The organism is Achromobacter sp. 1011811831, assembly GCF_059760905.1.
In genome coordinates this window covers 23,207-42,481 of sequence record NZ_JCBANG010000017.1, presented here as the reverse complement: position 1 = coordinate 42,481, position 19,275 = coordinate 23,207, and the positions used below count along the sequence as shown (strand labels likewise).

Annotated in this window: 17 protein-coding genes; 7 read left to right on the top strand and 10 right to left on the bottom strand. The window is 69.8% G+C overall.

Annotation, left to right across the window (positions count from 1 at the left end):
• The first annotated feature begins 98 nt into the window (after positions 1–98).
• The 3 genes from AC6LJ9_RS09335 to bioD all read left to right on the top strand — a co-directional run bounded on the left by AC6LJ9_RS09335 (position 99) and on the right by bioD (position 3,442).
• Complete coding sequence (locus tag AC6LJ9_RS09335; protein ID WP_498147343.1) at positions 99–1,289, top strand: aminotransferase class I/II-fold pyridoxal phosphate-dependent enzyme; 1,191 nt, start codon at positions 99–101, stop codon at positions 1,287–1,289.
• Positions 1,290–1,291: 2 nt separating this feature from the next.
• Entirely contained in the window at positions 1,292–1,924 is a 633-nt protein-coding gene (locus AC6LJ9_RS09330; protein ID WP_498147342.1) for an alpha/beta fold hydrolase, read from the top strand.
• A 66-nt stretch (positions 1,925–1,990) separates the two neighbouring features.
• A complete protein-coding gene (gene bioD, locus AC6LJ9_RS09325) occupies positions 1,991–3,442 on the top strand; it encodes a dethiobiotin synthase (protein WP_498147341.1) in 1,452 nt (483 codons plus the stop codon).
• A 49-nt stretch (positions 3,443–3,491) separates the two neighbouring features.
• Here the strand turns inward: bioD and AC6LJ9_RS09320 are convergent, their stop codons facing one another.
• From AC6LJ9_RS09320 to AC6LJ9_RS09295, 6 genes are all read right to left on the bottom strand, one after another.
• The gene (locus AC6LJ9_RS09320; protein ID WP_103273707.1) at positions 3,492–4,367 is read right to left on the bottom strand and encodes an SMP-30/gluconolactonase/LRE family protein; all 876 of its coding nucleotides are present in this window, start codon (positions 4,365–4,367) and stop codon (positions 3,492–3,494) included.
• A gap of 16 nt (positions 4,368–4,383) precedes the next feature.
• Complete coding sequence (kce, locus tag AC6LJ9_RS09315) at positions 4,384–5,313, bottom strand: 3,5-dioxohexanoate:acetyl-CoA acetone transferase (protein ID WP_498147340.1); 930 nt, start codon at positions 5,311–5,313, stop codon at positions 4,384–4,386.
• Positions 5,314–5,393: 80 nt separating this feature from the next.
• Positions 5,394–6,344: a 3-hydroxyacyl-CoA dehydrogenase gene (locus AC6LJ9_RS09310; protein ID WP_498147339.1), complete on the bottom strand. Its 951-nt coding sequence runs from the start codon at positions 6,342–6,344 to the stop codon at positions 5,394–5,396.
• A gap of 68 nt (positions 6,345–6,412) precedes the next feature.
• Positions 6,413–8,497, bottom strand: coding sequence for an ABC transporter permease subunit (locus tag AC6LJ9_RS09305; protein WP_498147338.1), 2,085 nt, complete (start codon positions 8,495–8,497; stop codon positions 6,413–6,415).
• Positions 8,494–10,143 (bottom strand): sugar ABC transporter ATP-binding protein, encoded by a 1,650-nt coding sequence (locus AC6LJ9_RS09300; RefSeq protein WP_498147337.1) that lies wholly within the window; start codon positions 10,141–10,143, stop codon positions 8,494–8,496. The genes AC6LJ9_RS09305 and AC6LJ9_RS09300 overlap by 4 nt, the downstream gene beginning before the upstream one ends.
• An 8-nt stretch (positions 10,144–10,151) precedes the next feature.
• Positions 10,152–11,279 (bottom strand): sugar ABC transporter substrate-binding protein, encoded by a 1,128-nt coding sequence (locus tag AC6LJ9_RS09295; protein ID WP_498147336.1) that lies wholly within the window; start codon positions 11,277–11,279, stop codon positions 10,152–10,154.
• A gap of 341 nt (positions 11,280–11,620) precedes the next feature.
• Here AC6LJ9_RS09295 and AC6LJ9_RS09290 point away from each other — a divergent pair, with 341 nt between their 5' ends.
• The 3 genes from AC6LJ9_RS09290 to AC6LJ9_RS09280 all read left to right on the top strand — a co-directional run bounded on the left by AC6LJ9_RS09290 (position 11,621) and on the right by AC6LJ9_RS09280 (position 12,935).
• Positions 11,621–12,283: a GntR family transcriptional regulator gene (locus tag AC6LJ9_RS09290; protein ID WP_498147335.1), complete on the top strand. Its 663-nt coding sequence runs from the start codon at positions 11,621–11,623 to the stop codon at positions 12,281–12,283.
• 77 nt (positions 12,284–12,360) lie between these two features.
• The gene (locus AC6LJ9_RS09285) at positions 12,361–12,606 is read left to right on the top strand and encodes a type II toxin-antitoxin system ParD family antitoxin (RefSeq protein WP_212321339.1); all 246 of its coding nucleotides are present in this window, start codon (positions 12,361–12,363) and stop codon (positions 12,604–12,606) included.
• Between the two features lie 5 nt (positions 12,607–12,611).
• On the top strand, positions 12,612–12,935 hold the full coding sequence (locus AC6LJ9_RS09280) for a type II toxin-antitoxin system RelE/ParE family toxin (protein WP_498147334.1): 324 nt from the start codon (positions 12,612–12,614) through the stop codon (positions 12,933–12,935).
• 103 nt (positions 12,936–13,038) lie between these two features.
• Here AC6LJ9_RS09280 and aceA read toward each other — a convergent pair whose 3' ends face one another.
• Entirely contained in the window at positions 13,039–14,367 is a 1,329-nt protein-coding gene (gene aceA, locus AC6LJ9_RS09275; protein WP_212321335.1) for an isocitrate lyase, read from the bottom strand.
• Between the two features lie 339 nt (positions 14,368–14,706).
• Here aceA and queF point away from each other — a divergent pair, with 339 nt between their 5' ends.
• On the top strand, positions 14,707–15,531 hold the full coding sequence (queF, locus tag AC6LJ9_RS09270; RefSeq protein ID WP_103273700.1) for an NADPH-dependent 7-cyano-7-deazaguanine reductase QueF: 825 nt from the start codon (positions 14,707–14,709) through the stop codon (positions 15,529–15,531).
• A 77-nt stretch (positions 15,532–15,608) separates the two neighbouring features.
• On the opposite strand, the gene AC6LJ9_RS09265 is transcribed toward queF, so the two are convergent.
• From AC6LJ9_RS09265 to pgsA, 3 genes are all read right to left on the bottom strand, one after another.
• The gene (locus AC6LJ9_RS09265) at positions 15,609–16,616 is read right to left on the bottom strand and encodes a cytochrome-c peroxidase (protein ID WP_498147333.1); all 1,008 of its coding nucleotides are present in this window, start codon (positions 16,614–16,616) and stop codon (positions 15,609–15,611) included.
• A 292-nt stretch (positions 16,617–16,908) separates the two neighbouring features.
• The gene (locus AC6LJ9_RS09260; RefSeq protein WP_498147332.1) at positions 16,909–18,192 is read right to left on the bottom strand and encodes an MFS transporter; all 1,284 of its coding nucleotides are present in this window, start codon (positions 18,190–18,192) and stop codon (positions 16,909–16,911) included.
• Positions 18,193–18,391: 199 nt separating this feature from the next.
• Positions 18,392–18,964, bottom strand: coding sequence for a CDP-diacylglycerol--glycerol-3-phosphate 3-phosphatidyltransferase (pgsA, locus tag AC6LJ9_RS09255; RefSeq protein ID WP_103273697.1), 573 nt, complete (start codon positions 18,962–18,964; stop codon positions 18,392–18,394).
• Positions 18,965–19,275: the final 311 nt, after the last annotated feature.

Genomic DNA, 19,275 nt, shown 5'->3' with positions numbered 1-19,275 from the left:
CCCGGGGCGCCGGGCGGACGGCGGCGCCTCCACTACAATGGCCCGCATTCTACGGCCTGGCCGCCCCGCCGCGCCCGGCCGCCCCCCCGGATTTGCCGATGTCGAAGCTGGATTCCCTTTTTTCCTCTGAGCTCGCGCTCGCCGAGACGCGCCGCGTGCGCCGCCGCCTGCGCACCGCCGCCGCCGCCCCCGCCGGCCGCATCGTCCTGAACGGCGCGCCCATGCTGAACTTCTCCAGCAACGACTACCTGGGACTGGCGCGCCACCCGCTGCTGGTCGAGCGGGCGCGCGAATGGACCGCGCTGCGCGGCGCCGGCGCCCAGGCCTCGCGGCTGGTCTGCGGCAACCTGGACCTGCACGAACAGGTCGAGGCCAAGCTGGCCCGGCTCAAGGGCGCCGAGGCCGCCCTGCTGCTGGCCTCGGGCTGGCAGGCCAACGCCGCCGTGCTGCCCGCGTTGCTGCGCGCCGCCGCCGGCCAGGGCGAGGTCCAGCTCTATGCCGACAAGCTCAACCACGCCAGCCTGCACCACGGCTGCCAGGCCGCCAGCGTGAAGCAGATCCGCTACCGCCACAACGACCTGGACCACCTGGAAAGCCTGCTGTCGGCCCGCGCCGAGCCCGGCCCCGGCGGCAAGCCGCCGGTGCGCTTCATCGTCACCGAAAGCGTGTTCAGCATGGACGGCGACCGGACCGACGTGGCCCGGCTGGGCGAGATCGCCGAACGCCACCAAGCCTTCCTCTACCTGGACGAGGCGCACGCCACCGGCGTGCTGGGCGCCCAGGGCGCCGGCCTGTCCAGCCTGGCGCCGGGCCGGGTGGACCTGATCATGGGCACCTTCAGCAAGGCGCTGGGCGGCTTCGGCGCCTATGTGGCCGGCTCGCGGGCGCTGTGCGACTACCTGGTCAACGCCTGCTCGGGCTTCATCTACACCACCGCGCTGCCGCCGGCCGTTCTGGGCGCGATGGACGCGGCGCTGGACCTGCTGCCGCATCTGGACGCCGAACGCTCGCGGCTGGCCGACAGCGCGCAAACGCTGCGCGCCGCGCTGGCCGGACTGGGCGTGGACACGGGCGGTTCCTCGACCCAGATCGTGCCCGCCATCGTCGGCGACGAAGCCCGCGCGCTGGCGCTGGCCGCCGGGCTGGAACGGCGCGGCCTGCTGGCCGTGGCCATCCGCCCGCCCACGGTGCCCGCCGGCACCAGCCGGCTGCGGATCGCGCTCAGCGCCGCCCATGGCGAGGACGATCTCGCCCGCCTGATCGACGGCCTGACGGCCGAGCTGGCCTGACCATGCCGCAAGCCACGCTCTGGTTCGCGCACGGCTGGGCCTATGACGCGTCATTCTGGGCGCCGCTGCGCGCGGCCTTGTCCGACTGGCCCCAGGTGGCCGACGACGCCGGCTATTTCGGCGCCCCCCGCCTGCCGGAAGTCTCCGGCCCGGTGATCGCCATCGGCCATTCGCTGGGCGCGCTACGCCTGTTGCGCCAGCCACCGCCCGGCTGCGCCGGCCTGGTCTGCATCAACGGCTTCGCGCGCTTCGGCGCCGGCCCGGACTTTCCCGAAGGCGTGGCGCCGCGCCTGCTCGACCGCATGCTGCGCCAGCTGGCCGCCCACCCCCAGGCGGTGCTGCGCGATTTCCGCGCGCGCTGCGGCGACGACACGCCATCCGGCGCGCCCGACATGGCCGCGCTGGAACTCGGCCTGCTGGCGCTACGCGACGAGGACCGGCGCGCCGAGCTGGCGGCGCTGCCCATGCCGACGCTGGCGCTGGCCGGCGCCGAGGATCCGGTCGTGCCGCCGGCCATGACCCGCGCGGCGCTGCCCGGCGTCACCTTGCGCTGGCACGAGCAGGGCGGACATCTGCTGCCGCAGTCCGACCCACAATGGTGCGCCGAACGCATCCGCGAGTTCCTGCAGACATGACGCCCGCCTTGGCAATACTGCGCGCGGCCCCGCTTTCGACAGCCTATCGACGCCGGGCGGCCACGCATGACTGACGCGAACCGCTACGCACGCAACGCCGCCATCGGCGCGCGCTTCGGCCGCGCCGCCGGCCGCTACGAGGCGCATGCCCCGGCCCAGCGCGCCGCCGCGCGGCGCCTGGCCGAAGATATCGCCCGGCTGGACCTGCCGCCGCGCCCGCGCATCCTGGAGATCGGCTGCGGCACCGGACTGCTGACGCGCGAGCTGGCGCGCCGCCTGGGACCGGCCGACTGGACGCTCACCGACATATCCCCGGCCATGCTGGAGATCGCGCGGCTCGCTCCAGCGCCACAAGGCAGCGTGCGCTACGCGGCGCTGGACGGGGAACATCCCGACGCGCTGCCCGGCGGCTACGACCTCATCTGCTCCAGCCTGGCGGTGCAGTGGTTCGGCGACCTGAACGCCGGGCTGGGCCGGCTGGCCGCGCTGCTGGCGCCGGGCGGCCATCTGGCCATCGCCACGCTGGCCGAGGACACCTTCGCCGAATGGCGCGCCGCCCACGGCAGCGCCGGCCTGGATGCCGGCACCCCGGCCTATCCGCCGTCCGGCGCCATCCGTCCGGCCATGGGCAATCTGATCGGTGCCGTGCGCGCCGAACGGCTGGTACAACAGCATCGTGACGGCCTGCATTTCCTGCAGGACCTGAAAGGCATCGGCGCCACCGCCGCCACGCCCGGCCACAAGCCGCTGGGCGCGGCGGCGCTGCGCCGCGTGCTGGCGAAATTCGACGAACAAGGAGCCAGCGTGACCTATCACCTGGCCTATGGCATGTGGAAAAAAACCGACTCCTGCCCCGCCGGCGTCTTCGTGACCGGCACTGACACCGGCATCGGCAAGACCCTGGTCTCCGCCATCCTGGCGCGCGCCTGGAACGCCGATTACTGGAAACCGGTGCAGACCGGCGTGGCCGAAGAACCCGGCGACACCGACACGGTGGCCGGGCTGGCGCAGCTGCCGCCCGAGCGCCTGCACCTGCCGGCCTACGTGCTGCAGGCGCCGCTGTCGCCCTGGGCGGCCGCGCCGCTGGAAGACGCCGAGCTGGACGCCACCACCATCGTGCCGCCGGACACCGACGCGCCGCTGATCGTGGAAGGCGCCGGCGGCCTGTACGTGCCGATCGACGACCGGCACATGATGATCGACCTGATCGCGCGGCTGGGCATGCCCGTGGTGCTGGCCGCGCGCAGCGGCCTGGGCACCATCAACCACACGCTGCTCAGCCTGGAGGCGCTGCGCCGCCGTGGCATCCCGGTGCTGGGCGTGGTCATGAGCGGCCCGCTGTCGCCCGGCAACAAGGAAGCCATCGAACGCTTCGGCGACGTCCGCGTGCTGGCCGAGATCCCGCCGCTGGCGCGGGTGGACGCGGCGGCCGTGGCCGAGCTGGCGCGCGGCATCGCGCCGCTGGCCGATTGCCTGGCGACGCTGGCAGGCGATCTGGAGGGCGGCTCCGGCGGCTGAACCCGCCGCCGCGCCAAGGCGGGCCGGGGGCCCAAACCGCCCGGCCGCTTCAACCGCCGAAGCGCGGCTCGGGCAAGCCGCGCACGCCCAGCCCGTGCAGCGCGAACAGGCTGCCGCGCGCCACGCCGTCCTGCGGAAAGCGCGGCAGCGGCGGCTTGGCCATGGACGTGACGTACAGCACGTCCAGCTCCGGGCCGCCGAACATCACGCTGGTGACTTTCTTGACCGGCATCTCGATAACGCGGTCCACGCTGCCGTCGGGCGCGTAGCGCACCAGCTTGCCGTCGTAGACCTGGGCGTTCCACAGATAGCCCTCGGCGTCCACCGTGGAGCCATCGGCCGCGCCGCCGCCGCTCATGTCCACGCGCGTGAAGGTGCGGCGGTTCGAGATCGCGCCGCTGGCCGGATCGCAGTCATAGGCCCAGATCTCGCCCGACCAGGTGTCGGCGAAATAGAAGGTCCTGCCGTCCGGGCTCCAGCAGGGTCCGTTCGACACCACGATGCCGGTGTCCAGCCGGTGCAGCGACAGGTCCGGATCCAGCCGGTAGAGCGCGCCGTTGGGTCCGGCCTCCTGCGTGTCCATGCTGCCGGCGTAGAAGCGCCCCTGCCGGTCGACCTTGCCGTCGTTCAGCCGGTTGGCGGGCTTGTCGGGCTCGGGATCGACGATCAGCTCGACCTCGCCGCTGCGGAAATCCAGGAAGTGAAAGCCGCGCGCCAGCGACACCACCGCCCCGCCCTGCTTGCGCAGCGCCATCGAGCCGATCTTCTGCGGCACGTCCCAGGCGCGCAGCTCGCGGCCGTCGGCCGTGCAGCGGAATACCCGGCCGTCGAAACTGTCGATCCAATACAGCCGCTGTTCGTCCACGTCCCACAAGGGCCCCTCGCCCAGCGTGGTCTTGACGTCGGCCAGAATCTCGATGCGCATGCCTGTCTCCTTTGATTCAGAACGCCACCTGATCGCCGCCCTTGAGCTGCAGGATGCGGCGGGCGTCCTCGGGCGTGGCGATCTGCAGGCCCAGGCCCTCGATGATCTGCCGCACCGAGCGCACCTGTTCGGCGTTCGACTGCGCCAGCCTGCCCTTGCCGGCCCACAGGCTGTCCTCCAGCCCCACCCGCACATTGCCGCCCATGGCGGCGGACTGCGCGGCGATGCGGAACTGGCTGGCGCCGGCGCCCAGCACCGACCAGCGGTAGTCCTTGCCGAACAGGCGGTCGGCGGTGCGGCGCATGTGGATCACGTCCTCGGGGTGCGTGCCGATGCCGCCCAGCAGGCCGAACACCGACTGCACGAAGAACGGCGCCTTGACCAGGCCACGGTCGGCGAAGTGGGCCAGGTTGTACAGGTGGGCGATGTCGTAGCACTCGAATTCAAAGCGCGTGCCGTTGTCGTAGCAGGTGGACAGGATGTATTCGATGTCCTTGAAGCTGTTGCGAAAGACCAGGTCGCGCGTGGCCTCCAGGTGCTCGCGCTCCCACTCGAACTGGAACTCGGTGTACTTGTTCAGCAGGTGGTACAGGCCGAAGTTGATCGAGCCCATGTTCAGCGAGGCGACCTCGGGCTTGAATTGCGCGGCGGGCCGGACGCGTTCCTCGACCCGCATGTAGGGGCTGCCGCCGGAGGTGATGTTGATGACCGCGTTGGTGCCCTGCTTGACTTGCGGCAGGAAGCGCGCGAAGGCCTCCGGCGTCTGGTCCGGCTTGCCGTTCTCGGGGTTGCGCGCGTGCAGGTGCAGGATGGCGGCGCCCGCCTCGGCGGCGGCAATGGCCTCGCGCGCGATGTGCTCCGGCTGGATCGGCAGGTGCGGCGACATCGACGGCGTGTGGATCGCGCCGGTGATGGCGCAGGTGATGATGACTTTTTCCTGGGACATGCTTCTGCTCCAAGCTTGGAAGATGCGCGGGCCGGCGGCCGGCGCGATAGGGAATCAAGGATCGGAAAGGGAAATGGGGTTCAGGGCAGCTCCCGCCGCTGGCGCAGCCGCTCCTTGTGCGCGGCCAGCTCCATCAGTCGCAGGTCGCGCCAGATCTGGCGCTGGGCCAGCCCATCGGCGAGCAGGTGCTCGCGGCGCTGCGCCTCGACGCGGTCCAGCGTGTCGCCGCTCCAGGGCACCCGCCGTGTCATGGACTCGAACATCTCGGCGTACATGCCTTCATAGCGTTCGGCGTAATCGCGCACGCCGGCCGGGGCGTTCAGGTCGATGGTCTCGAACGGGCCCATGAAGGCCCAGCGCAGCGCCAGGCCGTCGCGGATGCAGGTGTCCACGTCCTCGACGCCGGCATAGCCGTCGGCCACCAGCCGGAACGCCTCGTGCAGCAGCGCGCCCTGCAGCCGGTTGACGACGAAGCCGTCGATCTCGCGCTGCATCACGATGGGCTGCTGGCCGGCCTCGGCCAACAGGCTGCGCGCGCGCTCGACGCAGGCCGCGTCGGTCCAGGGCGCCGGCACGATTTCCACGGCCGGCACCAGGTACGGCGGATTGATCGGATGCGCCACCAGGCAACGCGCGCGGCCAGGCAGGTCGGCCGTGAAATGCGAGGGCAGCAGCGCCGAGGTCGAGCTGGCCAGGATCGCGCCGGCCGGCGCCAGGCGATCCAGTTCGGCATAGACGCGACGCTTGCTGTCCAGCCGTTCGGGCGTGCTTTCCTGCACGTAGTCGGCGTCCCGCAGCGCGTCCTCCATGCGCTCGGCGGGCTCCAGCGCCGCCAGCAGCTGGTCCACCGTGCGCCCGCGCAGCAGGCCCGCCTGCGCCAGCCCCGGCGCCACCTCGCGCGCGAAGGCCAGCGCCTGCTCGACCTGCCCGGGCTGGCTGTCCCACAGCCGGACCCGGTGCCCGCCGCGCGCGTACACCAGGGCCCATGCCCGGCCGATCAGGCCCGCGCCGATGATTGCCACATTCGCCATGCTGCTCTCTCTCCCGCGGCTCGCGCCGCCTGATGGCGGGCCGCTCACGGCGGCCCGCTACGAATCCGCTATGCGCGCCGCTCGCGCAGCGCGATCACCGCGCCCAGCACCACCAGCCCGTACAGGATGGCGCGCGTCGCGTAAGGCAGGTTGCTGCCAGCCAGCAGCGTCTGCAACGCCGTCAGCAGCAGCACGCCGGCCAGCATGCCCAGATAATGTCCGCGTCCGCCCGTGATCAGGCCGCCGCCCACCACCACCGCCGCGATCGACGGCAGCAGGTAGTCGTCGCCCATGCCCAGGCTGGCCTGGCCGGAAAAGCCCGTCAGCAGGATGCCGGCCAGCGCGGCGCACAGGCCCGACAGCACATAGGCGCCGATCAGCGTGCGCCCCACCGGCACGCCCGCCAGCCGCGCCGCGCGCACGCTGTTGCCGACCGCGTACACGCGCCGGCCGAAGGCCGTGTGCGACAGCAGCAGCACCGCCAGCACGGCGAACAGCGCCATCGCCGGCACCACGGGCGTCACGCCCATCACCTGCCCCGTCATGAAGCCGCGCAGCAGCGGCGGCGCGAAGCCCGCCGGCGTGCCGCCCGAATACAGCAGCGCCAGGCCTTGCAGGATGCCGTTGACGGCCAGCGTGGCGACGATGGGCGACAGCCCCAGCGCCGCCACGGCCAGGCCGTTGACCAGCCCGATCAGGCAGCCAACCAGCAACACCGCCGCCAGCGCGCCCGGCATGGCCGCGTCCATGCCCTGCGTCATGCCCGCGAACAGGATGCCCGACAGGCCGATGGTCCATGGCAGCGACAGGTCCAGCCCGCCGGTCAGGATCACCGCGCCCTGCCCCAGCGCCAGGATGGCCAGGAAGCTGGACAGCACGATCAGCGCGTTCCAGTAGCCCCAGTGCGTCAGCGAACGGCCCAGGGTCCATTGCGTGACGACCAGCACCAGCAGCAGGCAGGCCACGGCCGGCAATGCATAGCGCAAGGTCTGGGCGTGACGGACCGCGAAGCCCGGCCTGGGCGCGGCGGCTGCCGCGTTCTCGGCCGCCGGCAGCGCCAGCCGCCGGTCCGGCCCGCCCAGCTGGCCAGGCAGCGTGCCCGCGCGCCAGGCCCGCCAGCGCGCCGCCGCCGCGCGCAGCTGGAGCGCCAGCGCCGAGTCGCGGCTGGCGGCGGCGGCCAGCGCCGCGGCGATCAGGATCAGGCCCTCGGCCACCGTCGAGAAATAGGCCGACACGTTCAACACCAGCAGGATGTTGACGACGATCATCAGGATGTAGGCGCCAAACACCGAGCCCATCGGCCCGCCTCGGCCGCCACCCAGCCGCGTGCCGCCCACCACCACGGCCGCGAACAGCGACAGCAGCAGCGGATTGCCCACCAGCGGATCGCCTGAGCCGGTCTGCGCGCTGAGGAACACGCCGGCCAGCCCATAGAGCCCGCCGGCCATGACATAGGCCAGGAAACGCGTCGCGTCGACCCGCAGGCCGGCGGCCCGCGCCGATTCGGCGTCGCTGCCGACGGCGTACAAGGCCACCCCGGCGCGGGTGCGCTTGAACCAGGCCCAGGCCAGTCCCAGCGCCGCCAGCAGCGCCAGCGGCATCGGCAGCAGGCCCGGCACGGCGTCGCCCATGTAGAACTCGGCCAGCGCCGGCGCGACCGCGCCGCCGGGCTTGTCCATCACCAGCAGCGTCGCGCCCTGCAGGATGAACATGGTGGACAGCGTCACCACGATGGGCTGCAGCCGCAGCACGGCGACGAAGAAGCCGTTGAACGCGCCCGCCGCCATGCCGATGGCGATGCCTGCCGCCGTCAGCGCCAGCGGCGAGGCCGATTCGCCGCCGGCCAGCCCCAGCGCCAGCGCCACGTTGACCAGCGAGATCACCGCGCCGGCCGACAGGTCGAAGCCGCCGGTCAGGATCACCAGCGTCGCGCCCATGGCGGCGATCGCCAGCGTGGCGCCGCCGCTGGCCAGGAAGGACAGGTCGAAGTAGCTCAGGCCGCCATTGCCCAGCGCCGCCACCGTGGCCAGCAGCAGCGCGAACACGGCGATGGCGGTGACGAGGCCGCGATGCCGGCTCCAGCCCGCGCCGGCGCGGCGGTCTTGCGATACGCGACGCAGCATGGGCGCGCTCCCGGTCAGGTCTGTATTCATGCGGCGCTCCTGCCGGGCTCGGATCCGCCCAGGGCGGCGCGCATGATGCCCGCCTCGGTCAGCGCCCCGCCCGCCAGCTCGGCCTGCACGCGGCCGCCGTACAGCACCAGCGCGCGGTCGCACAGGTGGACGATTTCGGGGATCTCGGTGGAATGGAACAGGATCGCGCCGCCCGCCTCGACGTAGCGGCGCATCAGCAGGTACAGCTCGTGCTTGGTGCCCACATCGATGCCGCGCGTGGGATCGAACAGCAGCAGGATGCGGCTTTGCGCCACCAGCCATTTGGCGATGGCGATCTTCTGCTGATTGCCGCCCGAGAACGCGCCGGCCGGCGTCCAGTCCGCGCGCCGGTCCACCTGCACCTGCGCGAAGGCGCGCGCCACGGCGGCGCCTTCGGCCTGGGCGCTCAGTACGCCGCAGCGCGCGAAGCGCGCGGCCACCGGCAGCGTGGCGTTGGCGCGACCGTCCAGCTTCAGGAACAGGCCCTCGGTCTTGCGGTCCTCCGGCACCATGCCGATGCCGATGTTCGGCCGGATCGCGTCGGCGGGCGAACCCAGCGCGACCTCGCGCCCGTCCACCAGGATCTGGCCCGCCCTCGGCGGCGCCATGCCGAAGCAGGCGTTGAACAGGTCCTGCTGGCCCATGCCCTGCAGGCCGGCCACGCCCAGGATCTCGCCTTGCCGCAGCACGAAGTCCACGCCGCGCGCGCGGCCGGCGTCCAGCCCGCGCGCCTCCAGCACCGGCGGCCGCGTCTCGGTCGGCGGCTCGGGGCGCGGCGGAAACGCCTGCGACAGGCTGCGGCCGATGATGCGCTCGATCACCTCGTCGTCGCTCAATGCATCGGCCGGGCCGGTGGAAATGTGCTTGCCGTTGCGCAGGATGGTCAGGCGGTCGCAGAACTCGCGCACCTCGCGCATGCGATGCGAGATGAACACCACGGTCACGCCCTGGCGCTTGAGACGCTCGATGATGCCGCCCAGCCAGTCCACGTCGCGCCCGGCCAGCGTGGACGTGGGCTCGTCCAGCAGCAGGATGCGCGGCTGCCGCCACAGCGCCCGCGCGATCTCGACCTTCTGGCGCTGCGCCAGCTCCAGCGCGCCGGCCTCGGCCCGCAGGTCCACCTCGAACGCCAGGCCGCGCAGATGCGCGTCCACGCGTTCCGCCGCGCGGCGGCGCGCGATCATGCCCAGCGGCCCTCGCGGCGCATACGGCAGCAGCATGTTGTCCAGCACGCTCAGGTCCGGCACCAGCGTCATTTCCTGGAACGCGGTCTGGATGCCCAGCGCGTGCGCCGCGCGCGGCGAGCGCAGCGCGGCCGGGCTGCCGTGCACCCACAACCGTCCCGCGCTGGGCTCGACCAGCCCCGACAGCAGCTTGACGATGGTGGACTTGCCCGCGCCGTTCTCGCCCAGCAGCGCATGCACGGAGCCGGGCAAGATGTCGAACGACACGTCGTCCACCGCCACCGTGGCGCCATAGGCCTTGCGCAAGCCCTGCGCGCGCACCGCCGGCGCCTGCGCGGCGCCACCGTCCGCGCAACCAGCAGCCGCCACGCCATAGGGATGCTGCGGATCCGGCTCCGCCGGTCCGCAGGCATGCCCCCTCGAGGGGGAGGCGCGCAGCGCTTCGGGGGTGGGCCCATTCACTGGTTTACTCATTTTTCAGGCTGAGCGGACAGCGCGGCGTTCAGCCCGACCTCCGGCGTGTCGGCCGAAAAGATCGACGCGAACCAGCCCGGGTTCTGCACCACGGACGGCTTGAACGCGTTGCAACCCGCCTTCATCTCCGCCCAGCTGCCCTCCTGGCAGAGCTTGATGGTGTCGTTGGTGACCAGCGGCAGCGGCAGCGTGACGCGCTTGGGCACGTCCTTGCCTTCCAGCGCCTGCACCGCCAGCTTCAGCGCCAGCGCGCCCGAGTACGGTGGCGAGGCGTAGGAAATGCGCGGCGCGCCCATGGGCGCGTAACTGCCCGTCGCGCCGTCGACCGTCGTGCCGGCCAGCAGCATCTGCACGCGGCCGCCGTTGGAGCCCTCGCCCGCGCAGGGCAGCAACTGGCCGGGTTTGCGGCCCGCTTCCAGCTGCATGGCGTTGGCGGTGTAGCAGCCCACCTGCATCCACAGCCCGTCGATATCGTTCCAGCTGCGCGTGGCCAGCAGCTTGGACAGCTCGGTGCGCGCCACGGCCTGGCTCCACATGCCCACGGCCTCGCCCACCACCTTGATGTCCGGATACTTGGCGAACACCTTCTTCGCGGCGTCGGTGCGCTGCGTGTCGACCGAGGTGCCCGGCACGCCGGTCACCATCACCACCCGGCCCTTGCCGCCCAGCTTGTCGGCCAGCCATTGCGCCGTGACGCGGCCGGCCTCTTCCTGGTCGATGGTGACGTTGTGCGCGCAGGGCTCGGTGATCTCGCCGTCGTAGGCGAACACCAGCACCTTCTTGGCGCAGGCGCTGCGCACCACCTGGTTCAGTGCGGTGGGCGAGATGGGAAAGATGACAATGGCCTTGGCGCCGGCCTGCACCATGGCGTTGATCTGCTGGATCTGCTTCTGCGCGTTGGGACCGGCGACCTGCACCTGCAGGTCGATCTTGTTGGCCAGCGAGGGATGCGCCGCCATCGCCTTGACCATGTTCGAGGCTTCCGCCTGCCAGTCGTTGCCGACGTAGCTCATGCTGAGGAACACCTTGGCCCTGGCGGGCTGCGCCTGCGCGCCAGCCAGCGCGGGCAACAGGCCGGCTGCAACCAGGGCGCAGGCCGCCCCATTCTTGATCCACCGATGCATTTGCTTGTCTCCTGGCCGGAACGGTTGGTTATCGCGGTATTGCGATGGACAACGTCTGGTTGCGCGGCGGGTCCAGGCGGTTCCTGGATCGGGGCGCCTGATCCCGGCCGGCCCGGTCCAGCCTGGGCGGGATCCGGCACGTCGGGCAGCAGGTTTTCACGCATGCCGGAACTCTTGCGGCTCCGGTCGGGTTAAGCTTGTTGTAGGACCAATCTTATCTGTGATCACAGATCATGAAAAATAATAGTACGACTGCAAATCCGGCCACGCAACCGTTGGAATCTCAGGGTTCTCCCTCGCGCGCCTCGCGTTTCGGCGCCGAGGCCGATCTGGACGGGAAGATGGAAAAGATCGTCCGCCAGACGCTGTCGGACCAGGTCTACGGCGACCTGAAGGAGCTGCTGCAGGCCGGGGAAATGGAGCCCGGCCAGCGCTTCACGCTGCGCGGGCTGGCCGCGGCCATCGGCACCAGCGCCATGCCGGTGCGCGAGGCGGTCACCCGGCTGGCGGCCGAACAGGCGCTGGAAGTACTGCCCAACCGCGCGATCCGCGTGCCGCTGATGACGCGCGAGCGCTTCCTGGAACTGCGCACCATCCGCCTGCAACTGGAATGCCTGGCCATCGAATCCGCCGCCGACAAGCGCGACGAGGACGAACTGGCCGAGATCCAGCGCCACGAACAGGAATTCCTGCAGGCCCGCGCCCAGCCTGATTCACGCGCGGCGGTGCGCGCCAACAAGAACCTGCACTTCGCCATCTACCGCAGCGCGCGCATGCCGGCGCTGCTGCAGATCATCGAGAGCCTGTGGCTGCAGATCGGCCCGGTGCTGAACTACGACCTGGCCAGCAGCGCCGCGCGCCTGAGCCAGGGCGAGGCCCACCTGCACCACCGCGCCATGGTCGCCGCCATCGAGAAACGCGACCCCGCCGCCGCGCGCCAGGCGCTGCACGCGGACCTGCTGAGCGCCAGCGAGTACATCCTGGCGCGGGAGTTGCTGCCGTGAATGTGAGTAGGACAAGAACGTTCACCGACGCCCTGGACAGGCTTGCCAATTTTTGCCAAGAATCCTAAGCTAGCGCCATGAGCACGATGAACATCTCCCTGCCCGACGCGCTGAAATCGTTCGTCGACGAGCAGGTCAGCCAGCGCGGCTATGGCACCAGCAGCGAGTATGTCCGCGAATTGATCCGCAAGGACAAGGACCGCCTGCAACTGCGCGAGTTACTGCTGGCCGGCGCGGCTTCAGAGCCGACCAAGCCCGTCGACGCGAGCTATTTCGACGCATTGCGCGGCCGCATCCGGCAAAGCACGAAATCGGGCGCCTAGCGGACATGTCCGCCAAGCCGATCATTCCCAGAACGCGGGCCGAGCAGGACATCGACGAGGCCATCACCCACTACCTGGATGAGCAAGCGCCCCGGGCGGCATCGGGATTCGTCGACGCACTGGAAGCCGCGTATCGCCACATTGCCCGCCATCCCGCTTCCGGTTCCAGCCGATACGCGCACGAGCTGGATCTCCCGGACCTGCGCTCGTGGCCTCTGTCGCGCTACCCTTTCCTGGTTTTCTACGTCGAATGTCCACAACACATCGACGTATGGCGCGTGCTTCATACCCGGCGCAATCTGCCGGTCTGGTTGCAGGAATCAGGCTAAAAAAGAGGGTGCCCGCAGGCACCCTTAATCCACCCTACAACAGCTACTACAAACTACGGTTACAGCAAACTCGGGAAGCGCGGGCCTCGCGGCCCGGGCCTCGTCAGGCGACCAACTTGGCCTTGCCGGCGGCGCCGTGTTCGAACTGGGCTTCCTCGGTCGAGCCGGTCAGCGCGGTGGTCGAGGACTGGCCGCCCTCGATGGTCTGGGTCACGGCGTCGAAGTAGCCGGTGCCGACTTCGCGCTGGTGCTTGACCGCGGTGAAGCCAATCTCGGCGGCGGCGAATTCCTTCTGCTGCAGTTCCACGAAGGCGCTCATCTGGCGGCGGGCGTAGCCGTGGGCCAGCTCGAACATGCCGTAGTTCAGCGCGTGGAAGCCGGCCAGCGTGATGAACTGGAACTTGTAGCCCATGGCGCCCAGCTCGCGCTGGAACTTGGCGATGGTGGCGTCGTCCAGGTTCTTCTTCCAGTTGAACGAGGGCGAGCAGTTGTAGGCCAGCAGCTTGCCCGGGAACTGGCGATGGATGGCCTCGGCGAACTTGCGGGCGTATTCCAGGTTCGGCGTGGACGTTTCGCACCAGATCAGATCGGCATAGGGCGCATAGGCCAGGCCGCGCGAGATCGCCTGGTCAATGCCGGCGCGAGTGCGGAAGAAGCCTTCCACGGTGCGCTCGCCGGTGATGAACGGGCGGTCGTTGTCGTCCACGTCGCTGGTCACCAGGTCGGCGGCGTCGGCGTCGGTACGGGCCAGCAGCACGGTCGGCGTGCCCATCACGTCGGCGGCCAGGCGGGCCGAGACCAGCTTGGACACGGCCTCGCGGGTCGGCACCAGCACCTTGCCGCCCATGTGGCCGCACTTCTTGACCGAGGCCAGCTGGTCTTCGAAGTGCACGCCCGAGGCGCCCGCTTCGATCATGCCCTTCATCAGTTCGAAGGCGTTGAGCACGCCGCCGAAGCCGGCTTCGGCGTCGGCCACGATGGGCGCGAAGTAGTCGATATAGCCTTCATCGCCGGGATTCTTGCCTTCCATCCACTGGACCTGGTCGCAGCGTGTCAGCGAGTTGTTGATGCGACGAACCACCTGCGGCACCGAGTTGGCCGGGTACAGCGACTGGTCGGGATACATCTCGCCAGCCAGGTTGGCGTCGCCCGCCACCTGCCAGCCCGACAGGTAGATGGCCTTCAGGCCGGCCTTGACCTGCTGCATGGCCTGGTTGCCAGTCAGCGCGCCAAGCGAATTCACGAACGGTTCGCTGTGCAGCAGTTCCCACAGGCGGGTCGAACCGCGGCGGGCCAGCGTGTGCTCGACGGCGACCGAACCGCGCAGACGGATCACATCCTCGGCGCTGTAGGCGCGCTTGATGCCCTGCCAGCGGGCGTTCTCGGCCCAGTCCTTCTGCAGATTGCGGATTTCGGTTTCGCGGGTGCTCATGGTGATGCTCCTGGTCAGTAGTGGGAAAGACTTTCAAGGATGGGTCCGGAGGAATTTCGCGGCCCGGGCATTGCGTGAATCGTTGGAGAAAGTCTATTCCTGTGCTGCGGAGCAATGTGGCCAGATATCTTATATAAGACGAAAAAGTTATTTCTTTAATATCAATAACTTGAAAGTTCAATTTTGCATTACGGAACGCTATCGCCATCTGTGAAATGGCCTCCCGCTGCTGCGCAACACGAACTTTCACATGACGAAGACGGCATTTCACAATGCAAAAAAATGCGCATTTCAAAGCGCCTAAAATGCGTCCATTCCCTTGCAGATTCCAATCCATCCATGACGCTGTCTCACGGCCCGCTGGGCCAGAGCGTGGCCTACGCCTCGCAATACGATCCCTCGCTGCTGTTCCCCATCGCCCGCTCGCACAACCGCGCCGCGCTGGACCTGCATGCCGGCGCCCTGCCCTTCGCCGGCGTCGACCTGTGGAACGCCTATGAACTGTCATGGCTGGACGCCAAGGGCAAGCCGCGCGTGGCCATGGCCACGTTCTCGGTGCCGGCCGACAGCCCCAACATCATCGAGTCCAAGTCGTTCAAGCTCTACCTGAACTCGTTCAACCAGACCCGGCTGGTCAATTCCGCCGCGCTGCGCGGCCGGCTGGAGCGCGACCTGAGCGCGGCCGCCGGCGCGCCGGTGGGCCTGGACTTCATCCTGCCACAGCGTTTCGGCGAACTGCGCATGGGCGAGCTGGACGGCATCTATATAGACAAGCTGGACATCGAGATCGACACCTACGAGCCCGCGCCCGAGCTGCTGCGCACGCGGCCCGGCGATGCCGTCGAGGAAACGCTGTGCTCGCGGCTGCTGAAATCGAACTGCCCGGTCACCGGCCAGCCCGACTGGGCCAGCGTGCAGATCCGCTATCGCGGCGCGCCGATAGACCGCGAAGCGTTGCTGCGCTACGTGATCTCGTTCCGCCAGCACGCGGAATTCCACGAGCACTGCGTGGAGCGCATCTACACCGACATCATGGCGGCCTGCCGGCCCGAGCTGCTGACGGTCTATGCGCGCTATACGCGCCGTGGCGGGCTGGACATCAACCCGTGGCGCAGCAACTTCGAGGCGGCCCCGCCGCCCGACGTGCGCACGGTGCGCCAATAAGGCAAACCGCCGGCGCACCCGGCCGGCGGAATGCCGCGGCGCAGCCCCATCGAGGACTGCGCGCGCCTGGCCAGGGCCTACTTCGTGAACGGCTGCGGCCGCGGCGTATCGTCCGCCGACGGCGGCAGGATCGGATACTGGAACACCGGCTGGTCGCCCGTCAGCGTCTTCAGGAAGGCCACGATCTGCGCGTTCTCTTCCTGCGTGAAGGTGCGGCCCAGCTGCAGCCGGCCCATCACGTCCACCGCCTGCGTCAGCGTGGCGGCTTCGCCATCATGGAAGTAGGGATAGGTCAGCTCGACGTTGCGCAGCGTGGGCACCTTGAAGTTGAAGCGGTCGGCGTCCTTGCCCGTGACCGCCGAGCGCCCCTCGGCCTTGTTGTCGGTCTTGTAGGGCTCGACCACGCCCATCTTCTGGAACGAGTTGCCGCCCACCGCCGCGCCGTTGTGGCAGGCCACGCAGCCGCTGTTCTTGAATAGCTGGTAGCCGGCCAGTTCCTGCACGGTCAGCGCCTGCTTGTCGCCGCGCAACCATTTGTCGAAGCGCGCGTTCGGCGTCACCAGCGTTTCCTCGAACGCGGCCAGCGCGCCGGTCACTTCCTCGATGGTGATGGCATCCTTGCCGAACACCTTCTTGAACTCGGCCTTGTAGCCGGGGATGGAATTGAGCACCTGCACCGCCAGCTCGTGCGAGGACGCCATTTCCATGGGGTTGGCGATGGGGCCGCCGGCCTGCTCGCTCAGGTCCTTGGCGCGACCGTCCCAGAACTGGGCGATGCTCAGGCTGGAGTTCAGCACCGTGGGCGAATTGATGCCGCCCTGCTGCCAATTGTGGCCGATGGAACCCTTGATGTTGTCCGAGCCGCCCATGCCCAGGTTGTGGCAGGAATTACAGGAAATGGCGCCGGACTTGGACAGGCGCGGATCGAAGAACAGCTTCTTGCCCAGCTCCACCTTGGCGGGATCCTTGATCACCGCGGCCTCGATCGGCTGTATCGGCTCCTGCGTGGCGGTCGTCGCCGTGGCCGGACTGACCCACAGCCCCGCGACCAGTCCTGCGGCGAGCCATGCGCTTTGCTTACTCATGTTGCTTACTCCCGTTGAATAACCTCTCTGCTTGTGAGGTATTACAGCGATGAAGGCCCCGGCGCTGCTTGCGGCCGGTCAAGCCTGCAAGCCGGTCGCGCGCCAGCCACGCCTGGCGTTGACCAGGCGCAAGCACGCAAAGGGGAAAGGGGGAATGAGCAGATGCGCGCGGCGGATGCGGCGCAGAACCAAGAGAAAGGTCGACCGGACGGCCGGCGGGAGCGTCGCGGCCATTGTGCCGGCGCTCGGGCCCACGGCGATCCGCCTGACGGATCGCCGCGAACGGCGCGCCTCAGGACCGCGCGGGCGCGGCAGCCACCGGATCGGCGCGGCGCGCCTGCACCGCGATCCACTGAGCCAGCAGCGCCGCGACGGCGAAGGCCACGCCCGCGCCCACCCACGGCCCCTGGCGCAGACCGGCGTCCAGCAGCAGGCCGAAGGCCAGCGGCCCCAGGGCCGAGCCCACGTCCATGCCCGAATACACCAGGCCATAGACCGAGCCGGTGGCGCCCTTGGGCGTCACGCGGCGGATCAGCATGTCGCGCGACGGCGCCGCCACGCCGGAGCAAAAGCCCGCCAGCCCCACCACCGGCGCGGCCAGCGCGGCGGGCACCAGGCCCAGCGCCAGCACCACCAGCGTCAGGCCGGCCAGGATCAGCGCCACCATCACGGTGCGCTCGGTGCGCGGATTGGCCGACACCAGGAAGCCGCCCGCCGCCATGCCCACCGCCGACGCGATCATGTAGCCGGACAGCGCCGAGCTGGCGGCGACCTTGGACAGGTCATAGAGCTGGCCCAGCAGCGGAATGGTGTAGTTCTGCACCGAGGACAGCGCGATCGAGGTGAAAGCGAAGAACAGGAAGGCGCCCCACAGCGCCGGCTTGGACAGCAGCGTCGCCAGGGTCGCGAGCACGCCCTGCTGCGCCGCGGCCGGCCGCGCGCCGGTCTTGGCCGCGTCGCCCTCGGCTGCCGCCGGGCCGCCGATCAGGTCGCGCCCCAGCACGGCCAGCAGCAGCACCAGCGCCACCAGCCCGGCGGCGCAGTAGGCCGCCACGCGCCAATCGGCCAGCAGCGTGATGCTGGTCATGAACACCGGCGTCAGCGCCCAGCCCAGGTTGCCGGTCAGGCCGTGCGCCGAGAACGCATGGCCCAGGCGCGGGGCCGTGACGCGATGGTTGATGATGGAATAGTCGGCCGGATGGAACACCGAATTGCCGATGCCGCCAACCACGGCGGCGGCCATCAGCATGGCGTAGCCATTGGCCGAGCCGATCAGCAGCCCCGACACCACGAAGCAGCTCAGGCCGAACCACAGTACCGGCCGCGCGCCGATGCGGTCGACCACGAATCCGGAAGACGCCTGGCCGATGCCGGACACCACATAGAAGGTGGACACCAGCAGGCCCAGCCGGGCGAAATCCAGCCCGAAGGCATTGCCCAGCGAGACATAGAGCGACGGCAGGACGAGCTGGAAGAAGTGCGAACTGGCGTGGATCACGCCGATCAGGAGGATGATCTGCCAGTCGCGGCGCCGGACGGCGGGGTCCGAGGCCAGGGAGTTTGCTGCGCTGTTCATTGCGATGGGCCGCGCAAGGCGGCGATGGCGGCCGCCGGCTGCGGGCGGCTCGCGGGTTGTCTCCGGCGGCGCCGCGGATCACGGCGCCGGTCTCTCGGCGAATGCGGCGCGGCGGCCGTGCCGGTCTGCCGGCATCGCTCTTGGAATGCGATGGCGGCCCCGGGCGCGAGCCGGGCCGCCATTACGTTAACACGTTAGTTTACTTGGCCTTTTCGCGGATCGCCGGCCAGGCGCGCTGCAGGTAGTACAGCATGGACCAGACCGTCAGCACCGCCGCGACGATGATCAGCAGGTCGCCCAGCAGCTTGGTGCTGACGCCCATGACCGGCTGGTTGTACAGCAGGCAGGGAATCGCCACCATTTGCGCCGCGGTCTTGAACTTGCCCAGCCGGTGCACGGCCACGCTGGCGCTGGCGCCGATCTGGGCCATCCATTCGCGCAGCGCGGAAATCGTGATCTCGCGGCCGATGATGATCAGGGAAATGAAGGCGTCGACGCGGCTAAGGTCCAGCAGCACGATCAGCGCGGCGCAGACCATCAGCTTGTCGGCCACCGGATCGAGGAAGGCGCCGAACGCCGAGGTCTGGTTCCAGCGGCGGGCCAGCCAGCCATCGAACCAATCGGTCAGCGCGGCGATGATGAAGGCCCAGGCGGCCAGCGTGTCGCGCGTGGTGACCGCCATCCAGCTATCGGGCAGGTAGAACAGCCCGACGACCAGCGGAATCATGGCGATGCGCAGCCATGTCAGGATTATGGGTACGTTAATTGGCATAGTATCCGTATGCTACATCAAGGGTTCCCCCCCGCAGCGCCTGCGGCGCTTCCCCCCCAGGGGGGCGTCGCTGCGGACCGGCGGAGCCGGATCCGCGCGACCTGGCTTGTGGGGCATCAGCGGCTTGCGTCGTTTGGCTTGCTTGGCTCGGCCTGGCTGGGCTGGCTACTTGCGTCGCTCGGCTTGCGTGGCTCGGCCTGGCTGGGCCGGCTGCTTGCGTGGCGGCTGCGCGGTGGTGTCGCGTTACCGACATGCCGCGGCGCTGGCCGGCCGGGATGCGCGCTCGCCGAACCTCGCGATCAACGGACGCC